Below are 17,409 nucleotides of genomic sequence, written 5' to 3' on the forward strand. Positions count from 1 at the left end.
TTTATTCATCCTCTCTGCTAAATATCATTGGCTGAAACCGGATCCCCGAGACCGTCTCTTCTTTTCCATTAAGCTGAAACCCTAATTTTTCATACACTGATACAGCATAAGGAGAAGAATTGACTGTCACTTGCTTCAGTGATAACTCTGACAGCATCTCTTGGTACATTTTCTTTGCGATGCCCTGACGATGATAAGCCGAATCGACAAAAAGCAGCGCGACATGGTCAGGCAGACGAACAGCTAATATACCTACGATTTGCTGATCCTGTTTTCCACACCAAAGCTGTACCTGTTTCGCTGAAAGCTCCTTTTCAAGTTCCTCATTCAAATAGGTCAAAAAATGGGCAACGCCTTCATCAGAATAATCGGGTGCCTCAAACGTCATAAAAACTTTTTTGATCATTTTTTTAGCTTGGGGTAATTCTGATAAATTCAGCCGTGAAATTTTAATCGTCATAGCTTTTCACCCTCTCCAAAAGTCTTTATTTTATTGTAGCGATTATCTTGAACTTGTTCCAATTAAACGGCTGAAACTTCAACTAAAAGATGATTTTCTCAAATCGTTCCTTTTATTTTTATAAAAAAATAGTTGATTTTTTGTTTCAGAACGGTTTTCAACTGGTAGTTGATTCTTTGCAAGGCAGTAAAAAAGGTGTGCCACGACATCGGGCACACCTTCAATACGTTTATTAATCTAACTCAACTTTTCCAGTATATAGTTGATAGTACATTCCATGTTCAGCTAGTAGGCTTTCGTGGTCTCCTCGTTCAATGATTCGACCATGATCCATCACCATAATGACATCAGAATTTTGAATCGTTGACAATCGATGGGCAATCACAAATACTGTACGTCCTTCCATCAAACGATCCATCCCTGTTTGCACGATACTTTCAGTTCGAGTATCGATACTCGAGGTTGCTTCATCCATGATCATAACAGGAGGATCAGCGATCGCTGCCCGAGCAATCGCAAGCAACTGGCGCTGTCCCTGTGACAAGCCTTCACCATCACCAGTAATTACTGTATCGTATTTTTCTGGTAGATGCTGAATAAAAGTATCCGCATTTGATAATTTTGCGGCTTGATAAACCTCTTCATCCGTTGCACTTAAGTTGCCGTAACGAATATTCTCTTTGACCGTTCCCGTAAATAAATGCGTGTCTTGCAAAACAATCCCTAAAGACGAACGAAGAGAAGCCTTTTTAATTTTTTTGACATTGACTCCATCATAACGAATCTTGCCTTCTTGAATATCATAGAAGCGATTGATTAAATTTGTAATCGTTGTTTTCCCGGCACCAGTTGCACCAACAAATGCTACTTTTTGGCCTGGCTCAGCATATAAGTTAATATCATGCAGGACTAGTTGCTCATCGTTGTAGCCAAAATTGACGTCTTCAAAACGAACATCTCCAGTTAATTGAACATAGGAGGTAGTTCCATCTTCATGAGGATGTTTCCATGCCCAGATGCCCGTCCGTTCTTTAGTTTCAATCAGTTTTCCATCCACTTCTTTGACATTCACTAAAGTCACGTAGCCATCATCCACTTCAGATTCTTCATCCAATAGTTGGAAGATACGATCAGCACCAGCCAATGCCATAATAACAAAATTGATTTGTTGGGAAATTTGACTGATAGGTCCATTCAAGGAACGACTCAATTGCAAGAAGGATGCGATCATCCCTACTGTCAAAGCGGAAACACCATAAACAGCAAATAACCCTCCAATAATCGCTACTAGAACGTATTGAATATTTAACAGATTCATCATGATCGGCATCAAGGTATTTGCCGTAGCATTGGCTTTCGTAGCACTTTCCTGCAGCTGATTATTGATTACATCGAATTCCTTCATTGCTGTTTCTTCATGGTTGAAGACCTTCACTACTTTCTGGCCATGCATCATTTCTTCGATGTAGCCATTGACCTTCCCGAGAGAACGCTGCTGCTCCCCAAAATAGCGCCCGCTGCGGTTAGTAATAAAGCGGAGCATCACGAGCATCAATGAGACCGAAACGATGACGAAGCAAGTCAAAGGGACGCTCAATGAGAACATCGCGATAAAAACTGAGACAAAAGTCACCAGTGCCATCATCAAGTTTGGAATACTCTGTGAAATCATTTGACGCAGCGTATCCGTGTCATTCGTAAAATGACTCATGATGTCCCCGTCTGCATTTGAATCAAAATAACGAAGCGGCAATGTCTCTAAATGATTAAACATCTGATCGCGAATTTTCTTCTGTGTCCCCTCAGATACCTTCACCATGATCAAATTATAAGAAAGTGTCCCAATAATTCCGACAACATAGATCAATGCCATCGTTACGATCGCTTTTAACAAACCAGTAAAATTCGGATTGCTTTGTCCAATCAGCGGTGTGATGTAATCATCGATCACAACTTGCAAGAACAGCGATCCTCGTACATTTGCAAAAGCACTAATCAGGATCATGAAAAAGACGATTACCAATTGAACTTTGTGTTCTTTCGCCATGATTTTCAATAAGCGCTTGATGGTTTTCATTGGGTTGGATTTGGCTGCAGGCATTTTATTCATCATGATCACCAAATCCTTTCTGTTGAGAGTCAAAGACTTCTTGATAAATCAAATTATTTGCTAACAACTCATCATGTGTTCCGATTCCATTTATTTTTCCGTCATCTAATACAATAATACGGTCCGCATCTTGGATGGAACTGATCCGCTGCGAGATGATAAAGGTCGTTGTTCCAGGAATCTCATTAGTCAGCCCTTCGCGAATTGCTCGATCTGTTTTCGTATCCACAGCACTAGTCGAATCATCCAAAATCAAAATCTTCGGCTTCTTCAATAACGCACGAGCAATCGTCAATCGTTGTTTCTGTCCACCGGAAACATTATTCCCGCCTTCAGAAATCATCGTGTCATATTTATTAGGGAACTCTTGAATAAAGGAATCTGCCTGTGCAATCGTTGCAGCATGAATAACTTCTTCTTCCGTTGCTTTTTCATCGCCCCACCGAAGATTTTCTGTGATTGTTCCACTGAATAAAACATTATTTTGTAAAACCATCCCAACTTGATCACGTAATGCTTCCAAGTCATAGCTTCGCACATCGTGACCGCCAACTTTGATTTCGCCATGGGTCACATCATACAATCTAGGAATCAGCTGCACCAGACTAGATTTTGAACTTCCGGTCCCACCGACGATTCCAATCACTTCGCCTGAAGCAATTTTCAAATCGATATTTTCCAGTACTAATTTGTCCATATCATCCTTGTAGCTGAAGCAGACATTTTGAAATTCTACCGAACCATCTGGTACTTCCGTCAATGGATTCTCGCCATTTTTCAAATCACTTTCTTCATTAAGCACTTCTGTGATTCGCTCAGCGGATGTACGAGCGATCATCAATTGGACAAAGGTCATCGACATCATCATCAAGCTCATCAAAATCTGCATCGTATAATTGAACATACTGACTAGTTCACCCGTCGTCAGATTTCCTTTATTTACGATCAACTCTGCACCTAACCAAGAAAGCAGCAGCATACACGCATAAACTGCGACCTGCAGAAGCGGCATATTGAAAGCAACAATTCTCTGCGCTTTCGTAAAATTATCAAAAACCATTTTTGATACGCGGCTGAATTTTTCTTCTTCATGCTCTTCCCGCACATAGGATTTCACCACACGAATTCCCTGCAGGTTTTCGTGTACAACATTGTTCAGACGATCATATGTCCGGAATACTTTTTCGAACAATGGGTGGGCAAACCGAATGATCAGGCCAAGACCCACGATCATAATCGGTACGATCACTAAATAAATCATTGATAGTTCCCGATTGATATGAAATGTCATCACTAAAGAAAAGATCAAGATCAATGGCGACCGCACCAAAATCCGGATCACCATTTGATAGGCATTCTGCACGTTCGTCACATCTGTTGTTAAACGGGTAATCAGACTCGAACTTGAAAAGCGGTCAATATTCGAGAAAGAAAAACTCTGAATCCGTTCAAATAGATTGTGACGTAAATTTTTTGCAAAGCCTGCCGAAGCAATTGCTGCCGTCCGTCCCCCTAAAGTTCCCATAGCAAGTGCAAACAATGCACACAAAAATAGTAGGCCGCCATAACGCAAAATCGTATTCGTATCACTTTTTTCGATCCCTTGGTCGATCAAGCCTGCCATGATTAAGGGCATGATCACATCCATTAGTACCTCTCCCATTGTAAATAACGGGGTCTGTAAACTCTGCTTCTTATATTCACCGACATTTGCCAGTAATTGTTTTAACATGTACTCACGTCCTTCCATTCTTTCATTAATGATTGCTTACTATAGTATAGAGATTTTTTCGCAAAAGTTCTAATAAATTCACCCCTTTTTCATAAAAAAGAAGACTCAGAGCGAGTCTTCTAATGAATATTTTTGATAAAGGAGCCGATCGATGATAAATCACTCTCCGTCAAAAAATCATCGACAATTTTTAAATTCCCATAAGAATAATCTTTTATCGGATAGTTAGCAATCACCAGATCGTACTTTTTGAAACTCTCGTCAGGAGAAAAATCCAATATCGATCCCTGATGCGCCTCGATCCCCACAAGATAATAAAAACGGTTTCTAATCAATTCCGCGAGCATCTCTGCATGACTTATCCCCGAATCACTCACTACTAAAATCTGTACCTTAGCAGAATGAACATCCAGTGAATGTGCCAGCCCTTCCCATTCTTTAAATAGAATCGTCAAAACAGCAAAATAAAACTGACTAAACCAAGGATCACCATGCGTTCGTTCCATACGTAACAGTAATTGATGAACATACTTCGTGAAGTGGGGATATTGTTGTTTTGCATTTCTTGAAAAATATGCTGCCGAATCGAATAGAATTGAGCGTGGATACGGACATACTTGGTAAGCGGCCTGAAGCTGCAGTAATTTTTGTAAAATCTTTTTCCTTCGTTCCTCTGTCAATGTCAGCTCATGAACCAGTTCCAACTCCCTTAAAAAACTTTCTAAATATCTCAACGTGATCTGGCAGCTAGGTTCAAAGCGTGTAATGAAACAAGAACAAAATAAACTATTCGCCACTTCGTAATACCATTGATTTGTCACATTATATTGGGTGCCGTAAACTATTCGATCTGCTGCTGGCCGCAGAGTCAAAATTTTATCAATCAACGCTTGATTTAGATTCATTTTCTCATTTTCAGTTAAAACAAACCCTTGAGAAGTCCGAACAATAATCACTGCCAATAAATAGCTGCTTTCCAAAATTTCCCGATCATTATAAACAATGTCAAAAGAGCGATTCGCATTTCTTATAAAATCGATCACTCGTTCATGTTCGAGATCAAAGGGCCATTCATTTAAGCCATATTTTTCTAGCAATAATTGAACATAAAAGACACGCACCCAGCGTTCATTTTTAGCGGTAATCCGAAAAGGCCTGCGTTCTAAAACCAAACCTTTTTCTTTTAAGACCTTATCAATCTGCTTAATCATTCGATAAAAAGTAGCCTCGCTAATATACAACTCATTGATCCAATAATCCATATCTTCATTCGGTTGAAAGAAAATCCGCTCTAAAAATGTAAATGCTTCAGATTCTTCCATTAAATTCCGTGCCAATTGCCGTGTTTTGTTGTGAAGCGCATCGTTCAACCGCAAACCATTTGTACGGGAATACTCTACACCGACGTGCTCGCCCCAATGTTCATTGATTGCTTCTACATCAGATAGGATTGTTTTCATCGAACAATCTAACAGATCTGCAATCATTTCTGGATTCTGCCATCCAATCAAATCTCGTAAAACACCAATAATGGCTAATCGTCGTTGTGTTGTATTTTTTAATAGTCTCCGCACAAAAGTACCCTCCTAAGCCAGTTGTCACTAATCTTCAAATCCGATAATAAATTTTAAGTTTTTGGATTATAACATTCCTTGGTCATTATATCATAAAATAACTCTATGAAAACGGAAAAATATTGATATTTATTTAACTAAAATTCACAAATAACATTCGCATTTAACAATTACGTTATTTTTATTCCCCATTATTGTTTCCTACTTTATCCTTTAGACAAATAAGAAAAAGGAGGGATTTTCTTGAAACCATCAAGAAGAAAAAAAATCTTACTTTCCCTTGTTATTGTAAGTCTCCTATTATTATTTGGTCCGCTCATTTTTTCTTCTATCTCTAATGCCCAAGCTGAAAAGGAGGAAAGCTACGAAAAACAAGTAAAAATCTATGGTGATGACGAAATCACGATTACCGCGAATGATTCATTTCATCCAAAACAGTATTACAAAGCTGTGGCTGATGATTTTCAACCTGTTCAGATGAACTACACTACTATCAATACAAGTAAGCCAGGTCGCCACTCCTTGGTTTTGACCGCCAAAAATAAAAAAGATTATGACAAACGAACCGTTTGGATTATCGTTGAAAAAGAAAAAAAGAATAAAGTTGCAAAAGCAGAAAGTAAAACTTCTCTCAACCAGCCACCTGCCTCCTCGACTTCAGAAGAAACTCTAGCAGAACAACCTAAGCAATCAGCTACTCAAGAATCCATTTCCTCCACAGAAACACAACAAGCACCAATAGAAAATACACAAGAATCCATGACACAACAAGAAACCCCACAACCTGTTCCAGAAGAACCACAACCCGCAGCTGCTCCTCCTGTTCAGCAACAGCCAGCATTACAACCCAATCAGATTTCTTTCCATGGCCAATCTTTGCCTTACCAAAATGCTGGGCAAGGTAGTGGGCAAGGAATCATCAATAGCGGCGCAATTGCTGCAACTTGGGGAGGTAATCCGACACAATCCGGCACAGACAATCAAAATACCCATTTTATTGGGCACAACCCCGGGATTTTTTCACCAATCTTATCGCTTAGCGGTGGCGATGCCATTACAGTTACTGATAGCGCAGGCAATGCAACAACCTATATAGTGACTGGCTTGACTCAAGTTGACGACAGCGGGAGAGATATTGCTTCTGGCTTAGATAATTGGGACCAGATTACATCTGCTGGCGGCGGAGAACGAATCACTTTGCAAACTTGTCTTGGCGATACAGTCAATCTAATCGTTTATGCTCAGGCATAAAAATAGGCTGGCACCTTTTGTGTCAGCCTATTTTGTGTTTAGCCGCTTCAAACCATAGCGAACAATATGAGCGATGATCATTGTGGAGAAAATAATACCGGTACTGATTTTCAGCCACATTGGAATATATCCTGGAGGTGCCCCTATACCAACCAATCCGCTAATTGCCAGTAAACAAACTCCACCTAAATTATACGTAATCAAAAGCAGCTTATTGATCTTATGGATTCTTTCCATAACTCTTTTCTCCTTTCATAGTAGGCACTCCATATTGATTTCTAAAATTCTGCGAGTCTGCTAGATAATCTAAAAGACTAGGTTTGGCCTGACCCAAAAGAGCATCAATACTTTTTCGATATATTTTACTAAGAGCGATCAGCTGATCATAATCAGGCGCGCTCTTATTCAGTTCCCACTTGGAAATAGTTTGTGGGGTAACGTGCAGAAGTTCAGCAATTTGTTTTTGACTCATTCCTTTTCTTTGACGAAAATATCTAAGCTGTTCACCAATCTCAACCATCGTTCGCCCACCTTCATCTTGCTGTTTTTCTTTATCTATATTATACAATAGAAAAATTCTGGTTTACTACGGATTGTAGATGGACAATTCGTTGAAGTGAAAAAAAAGGACGCAACGAATCGTTGCGTCCTTGATAACTCGCTAAATTTTATTTCTAGTAAAAAACCAACAAAACAAATTGCTTGATAGTATCTTTCAACTTTCTGCGTTTCCTCTTATGACGAAAAATATTAAAAAAAACTCTAATGAGCGATGCTGTTTTATGAAACTGATAAATCAACAGTACTGATTTTTATGTAAGATTCGATGTGACAGCAGACATCGTTTCGATTCCGACACTGATTCGTAAAGCAGCATCGACTTCTGCCATCAAACAGCGATCTAAGTGGCAGACTTTTTCCTTCAAACGTGATTTGTCGATCGTACGAATCTGCTCTAATAAAATGACTGAATCCCGCTCGATTCCGGTACCATTTGACTTGATCCCTATATGTGTGGGTAATTTGGGCTTTGCCATTTTTGCTGTGATCGCAGCAATAATGATTGTTGGACTAAAATGATTGCCCAAATTATTTTGGATCACCAATACCGGACGAATCCCTCCCTGTTCAGAACCAATGACTGGCGATAAATCCGCGAAATAGATATCACCACGTTTAACCATAATAATCTCCTTACTCCTTTTAATGTAGTCATTTCTCCATTGAAAAATGCCCCGATGTTCATGCCATATATCACTTCTCTAAACACTTCTTGCCTTGATTCAAAATATCTCATGATGTTTGTTCAATAAAAATCTATTTCAAAAGAGAGACTAAACGCCTTGTAAAAATCCAGAAATCTCTTTATTAATAGTTACTCTTGATAAATTCTTGGCACACGTTCCGAAAGCATACAACAAACTTCATAATGAATCGTTCCTAAATGATCCGCCACATCTTGCATCGTAATCTCTTGTCCATTATTCTTACCAATCAATGTGACTTTTGTTCCAACCTTAAATTCACGCGGCAGACGAATCATCAATTGATCCATACAGACACGACCGACAATTTCACAGAACTCCCCTTCGACTAACAATGAAAACCCCTGCATCTTCCGCAACCAGCCATCTGCATAACCGATTGGAATAGTGCCAATCCATTCTTTTTCTGGCGTATCATAGGTTTTCCCGTAACCTACACCTTCACCAGCTGCCAGTTCTTTGACTTGAATCAACTCAGAAACTAATTCCATTGCCGGTTTTAATGGGTACACTTCTGGCAATTCATGACCTGAAGGGTTCAATCCATACATTCCAACTCCGTAACGAATCATATTGCCCGGCATTTCTTTATCATGCCACAATGCTGTTGCGCTATTGCTTGAATGAATATAACGAGGCAAACGATCCAACACAGCGATCATCTCGTTGAATCGATCCGCTTGCTTATACCAGTAAGAAGCATCCTTTTCATCTGCCGTTGCAAAATGAGTAAATAAACCTTCCCAAATCATATTTGGAGAAGCTTCAATAATCTCCGCTGCTTCTTTGACCTCTTCTGGAGTTAGAAAACCAATGCGTCCCATGCCAGTATCTGCTTTAATGTGTACTTTTATCGGCGCTGTTGTCTCTTCTAAATCCCTCAGTACTTCCTGCGCTTCTATTAGCCATTCTTTTGTGGCTACAGTGATAGATAGATCATAATCTACCACAAGTGACAGATAGCTCGGGAAGACCACACTCAGTACCAATATCGGTTCGGTGATTCCTGCCTCTCGCAATTCAATCGCTTCGTCTAATGTCGCTACACAAAAACCAGCAGCCCCCACAGATAAAGCCATTTGTGCAGCAGCAATCGCCCCATGACCATACCCATCTGCTTTAACTACAGCAAATAATTCAGTTTCTTCCGGCAATCGTTCAATTTCATTTTTAATATTCTCTCTCAATGCTTTCCTATGTATAATCGCGCGCGTAGGTCGATGATAAGTTACAACCATAAACTAAGTGTCCTTCTTTCTATTCCTCTAGCAAGACCTGTGCGATCGCTAGTTCCTCTGTGTGGGTCAAGCTAACAAAAACTTTTCCCTGATGAGGTGATTTTGTAAAGGCGGGTGCACCATTATCATCTCGTAAAATCTCTAAATCCTGAAAACTGACTTTTCCGATGCCGGTTCCCCAGGCCTTAGAAAAAGCTTCTTTGCATGCATACCGTCCTGCTAGAAATTCTACCTGACGATGAGGAGAATGGCTAGCAAAAAGGGTCTGTTCCGCCGGAGTCAGTATTCGTTCCACAAAATGCGGACGACGCTCAATGATTTTTGCGACTCGTTCAAGCTCAGTCGCATCGATCCCGATTCCTTTTATCATCCTCTCAACCCTTTCAAGTAACATCTTTATTTTACCAAAGACTTATTTAAATGCTACGATTTTTTTTTAATAATCGAAGCAAACTTCTTTATATCAAGAAAAAAGCCATCAATCAAAAAGATCAATGGCCTTGATAGTTATGCGCGAACTAGTCGTTTGTATTTGTGCGAATGACAAATCCGCGTTTTTTGTCGTTATTCCGATTGGTATTTTTGTTGTTACTGCGTTGTTTGTTGCCGCCGTAATTTTTGTTTTTATTATTGTTGCGATCACGATCTTTACGGTAGTTATCTTTACCACGACCGCCGCCACGGTTGTTTCCACCGCCGCGTTTACCGCCGCCACGATTGAAGCCGCCTTTTTTATTTGAAGGCAATGGACGTTCTGGTGTGATTTTCACAGGAACAGCATCTGAAGGGTCTTTAGCTGTTGTCTTCAACAACAACGCCGTAAGCTCCTCTGGTGAATAGGCAGCTAATAATTCTTGAGCTGCTTCCTTGTATTTTTCCAAGCTATCAGAATTCTCTTCCATTTCGCTTTGGATTTGTTCCATCGCCGCACCTAATTGACCTTTGAAAGCTTCCTTTTCGGTTGGCGGACGCATTGGATTCATACGTTTTTTCGTCAAGTTTTCGATGACATGTAAATAGCCCATTTCGTTTGGAGTAACGAAGGTCACTGACATACCACCTTTACCAGCACGGCCAGTACGACCGATACGGTGAACATAGCTTTCTGGATCTTGCGGAATATCGTAGTTGTAAACGTGCGTAACACCTGAAATATCTAATCCACGAGCAGCAACGTCTGTCGCTACCAAGATGTCAAGATCACCTTTTTTGAATGAACGTAATACGCTCATCCGTTTTTGTTGTGAGAGATCGCCATGGATGCCTTCAGCTTTGTAGCCGCGAGCTTCTAATCCACGCGCTAATTCATCAACACGACGTTTTGTACGTCCAAAGACAATCGCCAAATCTGGTGTTTGTACATCGAATAGACGTGTCATCACATCAAATTTTTCGTAATCTTTTGCCCGTACATAGTATTGATCAATCAAATCAGCCGTCATTTCTTTGGCTTTGATCTTCACATGTTCAGGTTCTTTCATAAATTTCACGCCGATTTTTTTGATTGCATCGGGCATCGTTGCTGAGAACAACAATGTCTGGCGTTCTGCAGGGACTTTACTGATGATTTTTTCGATATCTTCCAAGAATCCCATGTTCAACATTTCGTCTGCTTCATCTAAGACAAGTGTTTCCACAGTTTCTAATTTCAATGTGTGGCGGTTGATATGATCCAGCATCCGTCCTGGTGTTCCTACGACGATATGCGGACGATCTTTCAAACCACGAATTTGACGGCCAATATCTGCGCCCCCATATACGGCCTGCACACGAATTTTCTTGTCGCGGCCTAAGCGGTATAATTCTTCCTGCGTTTGGATCGCCAGTTCACGTGTTGGCGCAATGACTAGTCCTTGTAAAACATTTTTCGTTGTATCGATCTTATTTAGCATCGGTAAGCCGAATGCGGCAGTTTTACCAGTACCCGTTTGTGCTTGTCCAATTACGTCTTTTCCGGCTAATGCCAAAGGAATAGTTTGTTCTTGGATCGGTGTTGCTTCTTCAAAACCTGAGCGTTCGATCGCTACTAATAGTTCTGGTGATAATTTTAACTCTTTGAATTTCAAATGATATCCTCCTAATGTCTGTTGACCTTATCATTTAGAGCGTATGGTTTGGTATCGGCGTTCGGACTGCAACTGTCCCTCTAGTTGCCATCCTTGGCGATACTACCGAAAAACCGCTCCGCGAAGTCAGGCGGAAGGATCATCTCTCACAAAAAGTGGTTGAGACATTGTTCAACTGAAAAATGCCCCAACCGCTTCTCAAAAATAATTGGTAAGCCAGCGAGTATTCACTAGCGAATCTTTAATTTATTGGATGACTCATTCAATCATTACTTCATTTCTCGGCAATGGCTCATTTTAGCACATCATTTCATTTTCTGCAAGTTTTCACTATTTCTGCAATCCTTCAACGACATCAATCAACCCCATACCGTTGCTGCCTTTCAAAACAATACTGTCATTTGCTTGCAAACTATTCTTGACTGCCTCTATCATTTGCTGCTTATCATTTTTACTAAAATAATGAACCGCCAATGACGGGTAACGATCGGCTAAAGCAACCTTCAGACCTTTTATTTCATCGCCATATAAATAAATTTCTTGAAAGTCATGATCATTAATATGTTCTACCATATTCGCATGAAGAGCATATGACTCCGCCCCCAATTCCAGCATATCTGCCAAAACTGCCACACGACGTCCTTCTGTCGGTAATTTTGCAAAAGTATCTAATACCAAACCCATCGCCGTGGGATTAGCATTGTAGACATCACTCAAAATATCCGCACCATTTCCAGCCTTCAACCATTGTGTCCGATTTTGTGTGACCTGGACATAAGCCAAACCTTGAAAAATTTCATCAATACTTACATCGAACCACCGACCGATTGCCATCGCAATCAGTGCGTTTTGCACATTGTAGCTGCCAGGCAGAGGGATTTGGTAGCCATTATCATCAACAGAGAAAACTGTCGCCCCTTTATTCTCGTTTAAAATGGTAGCAGACAGATCACCTTGTTTAATGCCAAATGTTTCCACAGTTTGTGATAATGAGTTTGTACGTTCTTCTAGTAGAGGTTCATCCGCAGGGATAATCAGCAAGCCATCCGACGCTAAACCAGTCGTAATTTCCATCTTAGCGTCCGCGATTTTTTCTCGTGAACCTAAGTTTTCAATGTGCGCTTCTCCGATGATCGTGATCGCTGCGACGTCAGGTTCGGCCAGCTCTGATAAAATACTGATTTCTCCTGCATGGTCCATCCCCATTTCCAGAATCAATTTTTCCGTTCCTTCTGGCATGTGTAAAATTGTATATGGCAAACCAATATCATTATTATAGTTGCCTTGTGTTTTATACGTCCGAAACTTTTGGCTAAGGACCGATTCAGTCATATCCTTTGTCGTGGTTTTCCCATTCGAGCCTGTAATAGCTATCACATCTGGATTTTCCTCTAATAGGTAGTAGCTGGCTAGCGCTTGAAAAGCTAACAATGTGTTTTTAACTAAAATCACTGCAATACCTTCTGGCGCAGTCGCTGGATCATTACTCCAAAGCGTTGCAGTTGCTCCATTTTCGATTGCTTTCGCTACAAACTCATGGCCATCATTTGTTCCTTGTAATGGGACAAACAAATCGCCGGCTTCAATTTTTCGTGAATCGAATTCGACACCAGTAACGGTCACCTCATTTTCCGCCAATACTTCACCTTGAACGGCCTTGCTGATGATTGTCGTTGTAAAATTCATGGTGTTCCTCCCAAATTTTTGTTTCTGACTACAGTAAAATACACTCATCCATCGTCTGATTGATGATCATTTGATATGCCGGACGTTAAAAGGAACTTGAGACATCCTCCGTAGAGAATCATGTCTCAAGCCCTGCTGCTCGTTTGCTAAACAGAGGCCCTCTATTTAAAAGCCGCTTGCTGTTCGTAACGCTTCGTACCTAATTGAATCAATTCTTCAATTAAATCACCATACTTCAAGCCCATATTTTCCCATAATAAAGGATACATACTAAACTCAGTGAAGCCAGGCATCGTATTCAATTCATTCAAGAACAATTCATTTTTATTCGTCAAGAAAAAGTCGATTCGACTAAGTCCTGAACCGCCCAACATCGTATATGCAGACTTAGCGTAGTCTCGAGCTTTTTGCATCACTTCTTCAGGAATGTCTGCTGGGATCGCCATCTGAATCGTATTGTCGATATACTTAGCATTGTAATCATAGAAAGCCTCTTCTTTTACGATTTCACCAGGCAGAGTTGTCCGCACATCATCGTTACCTAAAACAGCAACTTCAATTTCACGAGCATCAATTCCTTGTTCAACCAAAGCGCGTGAATCATAACGATACGCTTCTTGAAGGGCATTTTGTAATTCTTCCCGATTTTCTGCTCGTGTGATTCCGACACTTGAGCCCATATTAGCTGGCTTGATAAACATCGGATACAATAATGTACCTTCGCATTTATCAAAGATTTGCTTTGGATTTTCTTTCCATTGGTTCTTTAAAACTGGAACATATGGAACTTGCGGAATTCCGGCTGCCTGCAGGATGTATTTAGTCATAATTTTGTCCATCGCGCATGCACTTGTCATTACGCCTGCACCCACATATGGCATATCCAATGTTTCTAAAAAGCCTTGGATCGTTCCGTCTTCTCCATTTGGTCCGTGCAGGACTGGAAAGACAATCGCGTTGTCTTCTTTGATATCGCCAGGAGCAATCACTTTTCCGCTGAACCCTTCAACTTCATGTCCAGCCGTATCCCAAGTTAGACGCAACGTTTCATCTGTTTCTGGTGCTTCCGTTAACAATGGACCTTTTACCCATTGACCGGTTTTATCAATGTAAATAAGTTGTACTTGATAATAGTCAAAATATACCGCAGAAATAACTGAAAAAGCCGATAAAATTGCTACATCGTGTTCTGGACTTTTCCCACCATAAAGTAAAATAATTTTCAACTGAGTATCCTCCATTACTTTCTGATCCCTAACATTTTAGCACAAAAATCAAAATCCCCAAAAAGAAATTTTACAATTATTACAATGCATGTTGTTTCAGATTACATCAAAGACTATGGAATCAGGCTTTCCAACACGTCCTTAAAATGTGCACGATCTTCATTCGTAAAAGGCTTCGGGCCTTTCGTACGCTGTTTTGCCTGACGCATCTTACTACCGATAAAACGTTGAGTCAACAACGCGTCAATATTCATCTGTGTATATTCCATACCCGTTTGATGTAAAACATGTGCCGCTTTGGCCAAGGTCAAAGAAGCCAAGCCATAATCCTGTGTAATCAAAATATCCTCTGATTGAATGACTGAAACAATTTTAAAATCAGCTGAATCTGCACCACGATCAACATAGATAAATTCTACAAAATCCGGGTACTCCTTTTTTGAATAATGATCGATACTCGTTACGATTACCACTGGTATCCCATGTTCTTCTGCGACTGCAATCGCTGTGTCCTTTACCGGCGAGCCGTCGCCATCAATGATTAAACGCATGTTTTCCTATCCTTCCAATCAACCAAAGCCCAATTAATAGAATAATGATTGAGATAAATTTAACTATGTCCATTGTTGCAAGGATTTCTGCTGTGTGCAAGTTGCGCAATAAAAAAATATCTTTGACTGGTAAATTTTTTAACTGTAATGTGACGAGCAGCAAAAACATCAAAATAAATTGATGCGTGATACTTCCCTTATTGGATGTCGAATACTTTGCAGTGAGACGCTGCTGCGCTTCGATGCTCTCTGTTTGATAATACAAACGGTTCAGCCATGCACTGGTTCCTTTTTGGAAGAAAGTCAAAACAAAAATCGCAAATGGGAACAGTGGTCGGATACTTAATAATAATAACCCGGCAGCTAATCCAACAAGTTGAACAATCAAATCATTCTTAAAGGATTGACGAAGCTTGCCCGCTAAAACTAACGAACTAATTACTCCCAATAGGTAAGGCAAAAATAAATACATTCCTTGAGAAGCAGCACCTTTATAGACTGCAACATAAAAAGCACCAAAAAGGAAAATAAAATTTCCCAGCATTCCATTAAGGAAGGTCAAAGCATTTTGCCAAGCAGGCAGCTTCCAATGATTTTTTACTTGGTTAACCACAACGATAGCCGCCATGAAAATACCCGTGAATAAGAGGATCGCGTTATTCACCAAAGATTCACTGAACAGTAGTCGCCCGCTTCGCAATAAAAAGAGTGCGATAAAAAACAAAATGAACCAAACCAATTCCGAGATAGAAAAAACATGCTTCGTTAACTCCTTGAAGTCCATTTCGTAATGCGGATAATGCTTGACGGTATGATACCCACAAACAAAATAAAGTGTGATGATACTTGGTACAATCACGACTTGAACTGAAAAAGTCAGTGTCGTTCCAAAAAATAGTGGAAATAAAACGAGTAAGGCCACTAAATATTGCCGACTGCTCATCGTTTGAAAGCCTTTAGACTTTTCAAAAAAGTTCACGCTCGTATTTGCTGGAGGCAGCCAAGCAGCACTTAGTCCTAAAAAGATACTGCCGAATAAATAAAATGTAAAATGTAAAGCTCCGATCAAGGTCAGAAATGAACCGATGCCACCAACTAATAATGAAACCATCAACAACGTATATTGATCGATGGAGCGATACAATCCACGAATCAAAAAAATCCCAGTCACCCGAAACGTATAAAATAAAACAAAAGGCAACACTGTGACAGACTGTCGCGGATCTATCAAATGCATAAATAATAAATAAGGAATGACAATCATCGTATTCGCTAAAACAAACGGTGTTGTCTGAGTAAACTGTCGTAAAAATTTTTTTATCGCTTCAATCAAAATGGTCTCCTCCACTAATAAGAAATCAAAGTCATTGCTTGTCGAAATTCTTCAAGCAAATGTTCCTCTTTATAAGCGGCAAATTCTGCTTGATGCTTACTCAATAAACTACGCATTTTCATTGGAATAAAAACTTCGGCTAATTGATTGTCTAAAACAAACTTCCGAGTGATGCCCCATTCATAATAATATCCTAAGGGACGGCAGCTATAAATCGTATCACCGATTATTTGATCTTCAAATCGTCGATGAGTGTGACCAAACACCACATGCTTAACGTTAGGATATTGATCCAATAATTCACCAAATGCTCTCGACCCTAAAAAGGCATTCAGCTTATTCCAGATTTGATATTTACCACTTAAATGAACGATAAATTCTTCTTTTGGCACAAAGTGTGTCACTAAAATGACTTGATAATTTTTGCGCGCCAAATCATCCAATATATTGCGTAATTGTCGTAAAATTTCTTGATCAACCGTTTGATCATCCGAAAAACGTTCGATGATCCGGTCAAACCAATATATATTTTTAATCGAGCGAATTTGCCGCGGGTCTTTTAATTCAGAAAACCCATAATCATACCATCCATTAAAGCCCAATAACACAGTTTCTTGATTAAGAGGCAAATAGCGAAGATTCAAAAAATGGCTGTCAGGATAGTGTTCAATCATCTGCTCTCCTTTAACATTACCCATCTCATGGTTTCCAAGATTGAATGTCGTCGGCACCCCGCGCTGACGAAAGAAACGATTGACCGTCAACGCTTGGTCGATCTTATTAGCCGTATCACCAGCAAAATGCAGTCGTGTCACCTCTTGTTCACGCAGCAGGGATAAAAGTTTAGTTAATTCTTTTTCGCCGAAGTGATTGATATCTGCATGCAGATCTGTAATCACAGCTAATTTTCCCATCTC

The 17,409-nt window shown here is 40.1% G+C and carries 16 protein-coding genes; 1 reads left to right on the forward strand and 15 read right to left on the reverse strand.

Features of this window, described 5'->3' with window-relative positions; genetic code table 11:
* Position 1: 1 nt before the first annotated feature.
* From IGI67_RS10425 to IGI67_RS10440, 4 genes are all read right to left on the reverse strand, one after another.
* The gene (locus IGI67_RS10425) at positions 2-460 is read right to left on the reverse strand and encodes a GNAT family N-acetyltransferase (protein WP_207107506.1); all 459 of its coding nucleotides are present in this window, start codon (positions 458-460) and stop codon (positions 2-4) included.
* Between the two features lie 232 nt (positions 461-692).
* Positions 693-2,573: an ABC transporter ATP-binding protein gene (locus IGI67_RS10430; RefSeq protein ID WP_429957663.1), complete on the reverse strand. Its 1,881-nt coding sequence runs from the start codon at positions 2,571-2,573 to the stop codon at positions 693-695.
* Entirely contained in the window at positions 2,563-4,302 is a 1,740-nt protein-coding gene (locus tag IGI67_RS10435; RefSeq protein WP_207107504.1) for an ABC transporter ATP-binding protein, read from the reverse strand. Before IGI67_RS10435 ends, IGI67_RS10430 begins: the two co-directional genes overlap by 11 nt.
* Before the next feature lie 119 nt (positions 4,303-4,421).
* On the reverse strand, positions 4,422-5,876 hold the full coding sequence (locus IGI67_RS10440; protein ID WP_429957664.1) for a helix-turn-helix domain-containing protein: 1,455 nt from the start codon (positions 5,874-5,876) through the stop codon (positions 4,422-4,424).
* A 243-nt stretch (positions 5,877-6,119) separates the two neighbouring features.
* On the opposite strand from IGI67_RS10440, the gene IGI67_RS10445 reads away from it, so the two are divergent.
* The gene (locus IGI67_RS10445; protein WP_429957665.1) at positions 6,120-7,127 is read left to right on the forward strand and encodes a class F sortase; all 1,008 of its coding nucleotides are present in this window, start codon (positions 6,120-6,122) and stop codon (positions 7,125-7,127) included.
* Positions 7,128-7,154: 27 nt separating this feature from the next.
* Here the strand turns inward: IGI67_RS10445 and IGI67_RS10450 are convergent, their stop codons facing one another.
* The 11 genes from IGI67_RS10450 to IGI67_RS10500 form a co-directional block, all read right to left on the reverse strand.
* Positions 7,155-7,364, reverse strand: a complete 210-nt coding sequence (locus tag IGI67_RS10450; RefSeq protein ID WP_429957666.1) for a hypothetical protein — start codon at positions 7,362-7,364, stop codon at positions 7,155-7,157.
* A complete protein-coding gene (locus IGI67_RS10455; RefSeq protein WP_429957667.1) occupies positions 7,348-7,647 on the reverse strand; it encodes a helix-turn-helix domain-containing protein in 300 nt (99 codons plus the stop codon). The genes IGI67_RS10450 and IGI67_RS10455 overlap by 17 nt, the downstream gene beginning before the upstream one ends.
* Before the next feature lie 292 nt (positions 7,648-7,939).
* The gene (locus tag IGI67_RS10460; protein WP_010747167.1) at positions 7,940-8,311 is read right to left on the reverse strand and encodes a type II toxin-antitoxin system PemK/MazF family toxin; all 372 of its coding nucleotides are present in this window, start codon (positions 8,309-8,311) and stop codon (positions 7,940-7,942) included.
* Positions 8,312-8,502: 191 nt separating this feature from the next.
* A complete protein-coding gene (alr, locus tag IGI67_RS10465) occupies positions 8,503-9,630 on the reverse strand; it encodes an alanine racemase (RefSeq protein WP_429957668.1) in 1,128 nt (375 codons plus the stop codon).
* Between the two features lie 19 nt (positions 9,631-9,649).
* Complete coding sequence (gene acpS, locus IGI67_RS10470; RefSeq protein ID WP_016179518.1) at positions 9,650-10,000, reverse strand: holo-ACP synthase; 351 nt, start codon at positions 9,998-10,000, stop codon at positions 9,650-9,652.
* Between the two features lie 148 nt (positions 10,001-10,148).
* Positions 10,149-11,696, reverse strand: a complete 1,548-nt coding sequence (gene cshA / locus IGI67_RS10475) for a degradosome RNA helicase CshA (RefSeq protein ID WP_429957669.1) — start codon at positions 11,694-11,696, stop codon at positions 10,149-10,151.
* A gap of 330 nt (positions 11,697-12,026) precedes the next feature.
* On the reverse strand, positions 12,027-13,382 hold the full coding sequence (locus IGI67_RS10480; RefSeq protein WP_207107497.1) for a UDP-N-acetylmuramoyl-tripeptide--D-alanyl-D-alanine ligase: 1,356 nt from the start codon (positions 13,380-13,382) through the stop codon (positions 12,027-12,029).
* A gap of 161 nt (positions 13,383-13,543) precedes the next feature.
* On the reverse strand, positions 13,544-14,608 hold the full coding sequence (locus IGI67_RS10485; protein ID WP_207107496.1) for a D-alanine--D-alanine ligase: 1,065 nt from the start codon (positions 14,606-14,608) through the stop codon (positions 13,544-13,546).
* 113 nt (positions 14,609-14,721) lie between these two features.
* Positions 14,722-15,159 (reverse strand): YaiI/YqxD family protein, encoded by a 438-nt coding sequence (locus IGI67_RS10490; protein ID WP_207107495.1) that lies wholly within the window; start codon positions 15,157-15,159, stop codon positions 14,722-14,724.
* The gene (locus tag IGI67_RS10495) at positions 15,143-16,492 is read right to left on the reverse strand and encodes a hypothetical protein (protein ID WP_429957670.1); all 1,350 of its coding nucleotides are present in this window, start codon (positions 16,490-16,492) and stop codon (positions 15,143-15,145) included. The genes IGI67_RS10490 and IGI67_RS10495 overlap by 17 nt, the downstream gene beginning before the upstream one ends.
* 14 nt (positions 16,493-16,506) lie before the next feature.
* Positions 16,507-17,406 (reverse strand): metallophosphoesterase, encoded by a 900-nt coding sequence (locus tag IGI67_RS10500; protein ID WP_429957671.1) that lies wholly within the window; start codon positions 17,404-17,406, stop codon positions 16,507-16,509.
* Positions 17,407-17,409 lie beyond the last annotated feature (3 nt).

This window comes from Enterococcus sp. AZ196, assembly GCF_050498845.1.
GTDB classification, from domain to species: Bacteria; Bacillota; Bacilli; order Lactobacillales; family Enterococcaceae; genus Enterococcus_A; species Enterococcus_A murrayae.

Coding starts and splice junctions, on each gene's coding strand:
- IGI67_RS10425 (WP_207107506.1), bottom strand. CDS start 460: ATGACGATTAAAATTTCACGGCTGAATTTATCAGAATTACCCCAAGCT.
- IGI67_RS10430 (WP_429957663.1), bottom strand. CDS start 2,573: ATGATGAATAAAATGCCTGCAGCCAAATCCAACCCAATGAAAACCATC.
- IGI67_RS10435 (WP_207107504.1), bottom strand. CDS start 4,302: ATGTTAAAACAATTACTGGCAAATGTCGGTGAATATAAGAAGCAGAGT.
- IGI67_RS10450 (WP_429957666.1), bottom strand. CDS start 7,364: ATGGAAAGAATCCATAAGATCAATAAGCTGCTTTTGATTACGTATAAT.
- IGI67_RS10455 (WP_429957667.1), bottom strand. CDS start 7,647: ATGGTTGAGATTGGTGAACAGCTTAGATATTTTCGTCAAAGAAAAGGA.
- IGI67_RS10460 (WP_010747167.1), bottom strand. CDS start 8,311: ATGGTTAAACGTGGTGATATCTATTTCGCGGATTTATCGCCAGTCATT.
- alr (WP_429957668.1), bottom strand. CDS start 9,630: ATGGTTGTAACTTATCATCGACCTACGCGCGCGATTATACATAGGAAA.
- acpS (WP_016179518.1), bottom strand. CDS start 10,000: ATGATAAAAGGAATCGGGATCGATGCGACTGAGCTTGAACGAGTCGCA.
- IGI67_RS10480 (WP_207107497.1), bottom strand. CDS start 13,382: ATGAATTTTACAACGACAATCATCAGCAAGGCCGTTCAAGGTGAAGTA.
- IGI67_RS10490 (WP_207107495.1), bottom strand. CDS start 15,159: ATGCGTTTAATCATTGATGGCGACGGCTCGCCGGTAAAGGACACAGCG.
- IGI67_RS10500 (WP_429957671.1), bottom strand. CDS start 17,406: ATGGGAAAATTAGCTGTGATTACAGATCTGCATGCAGATATCAATCAC.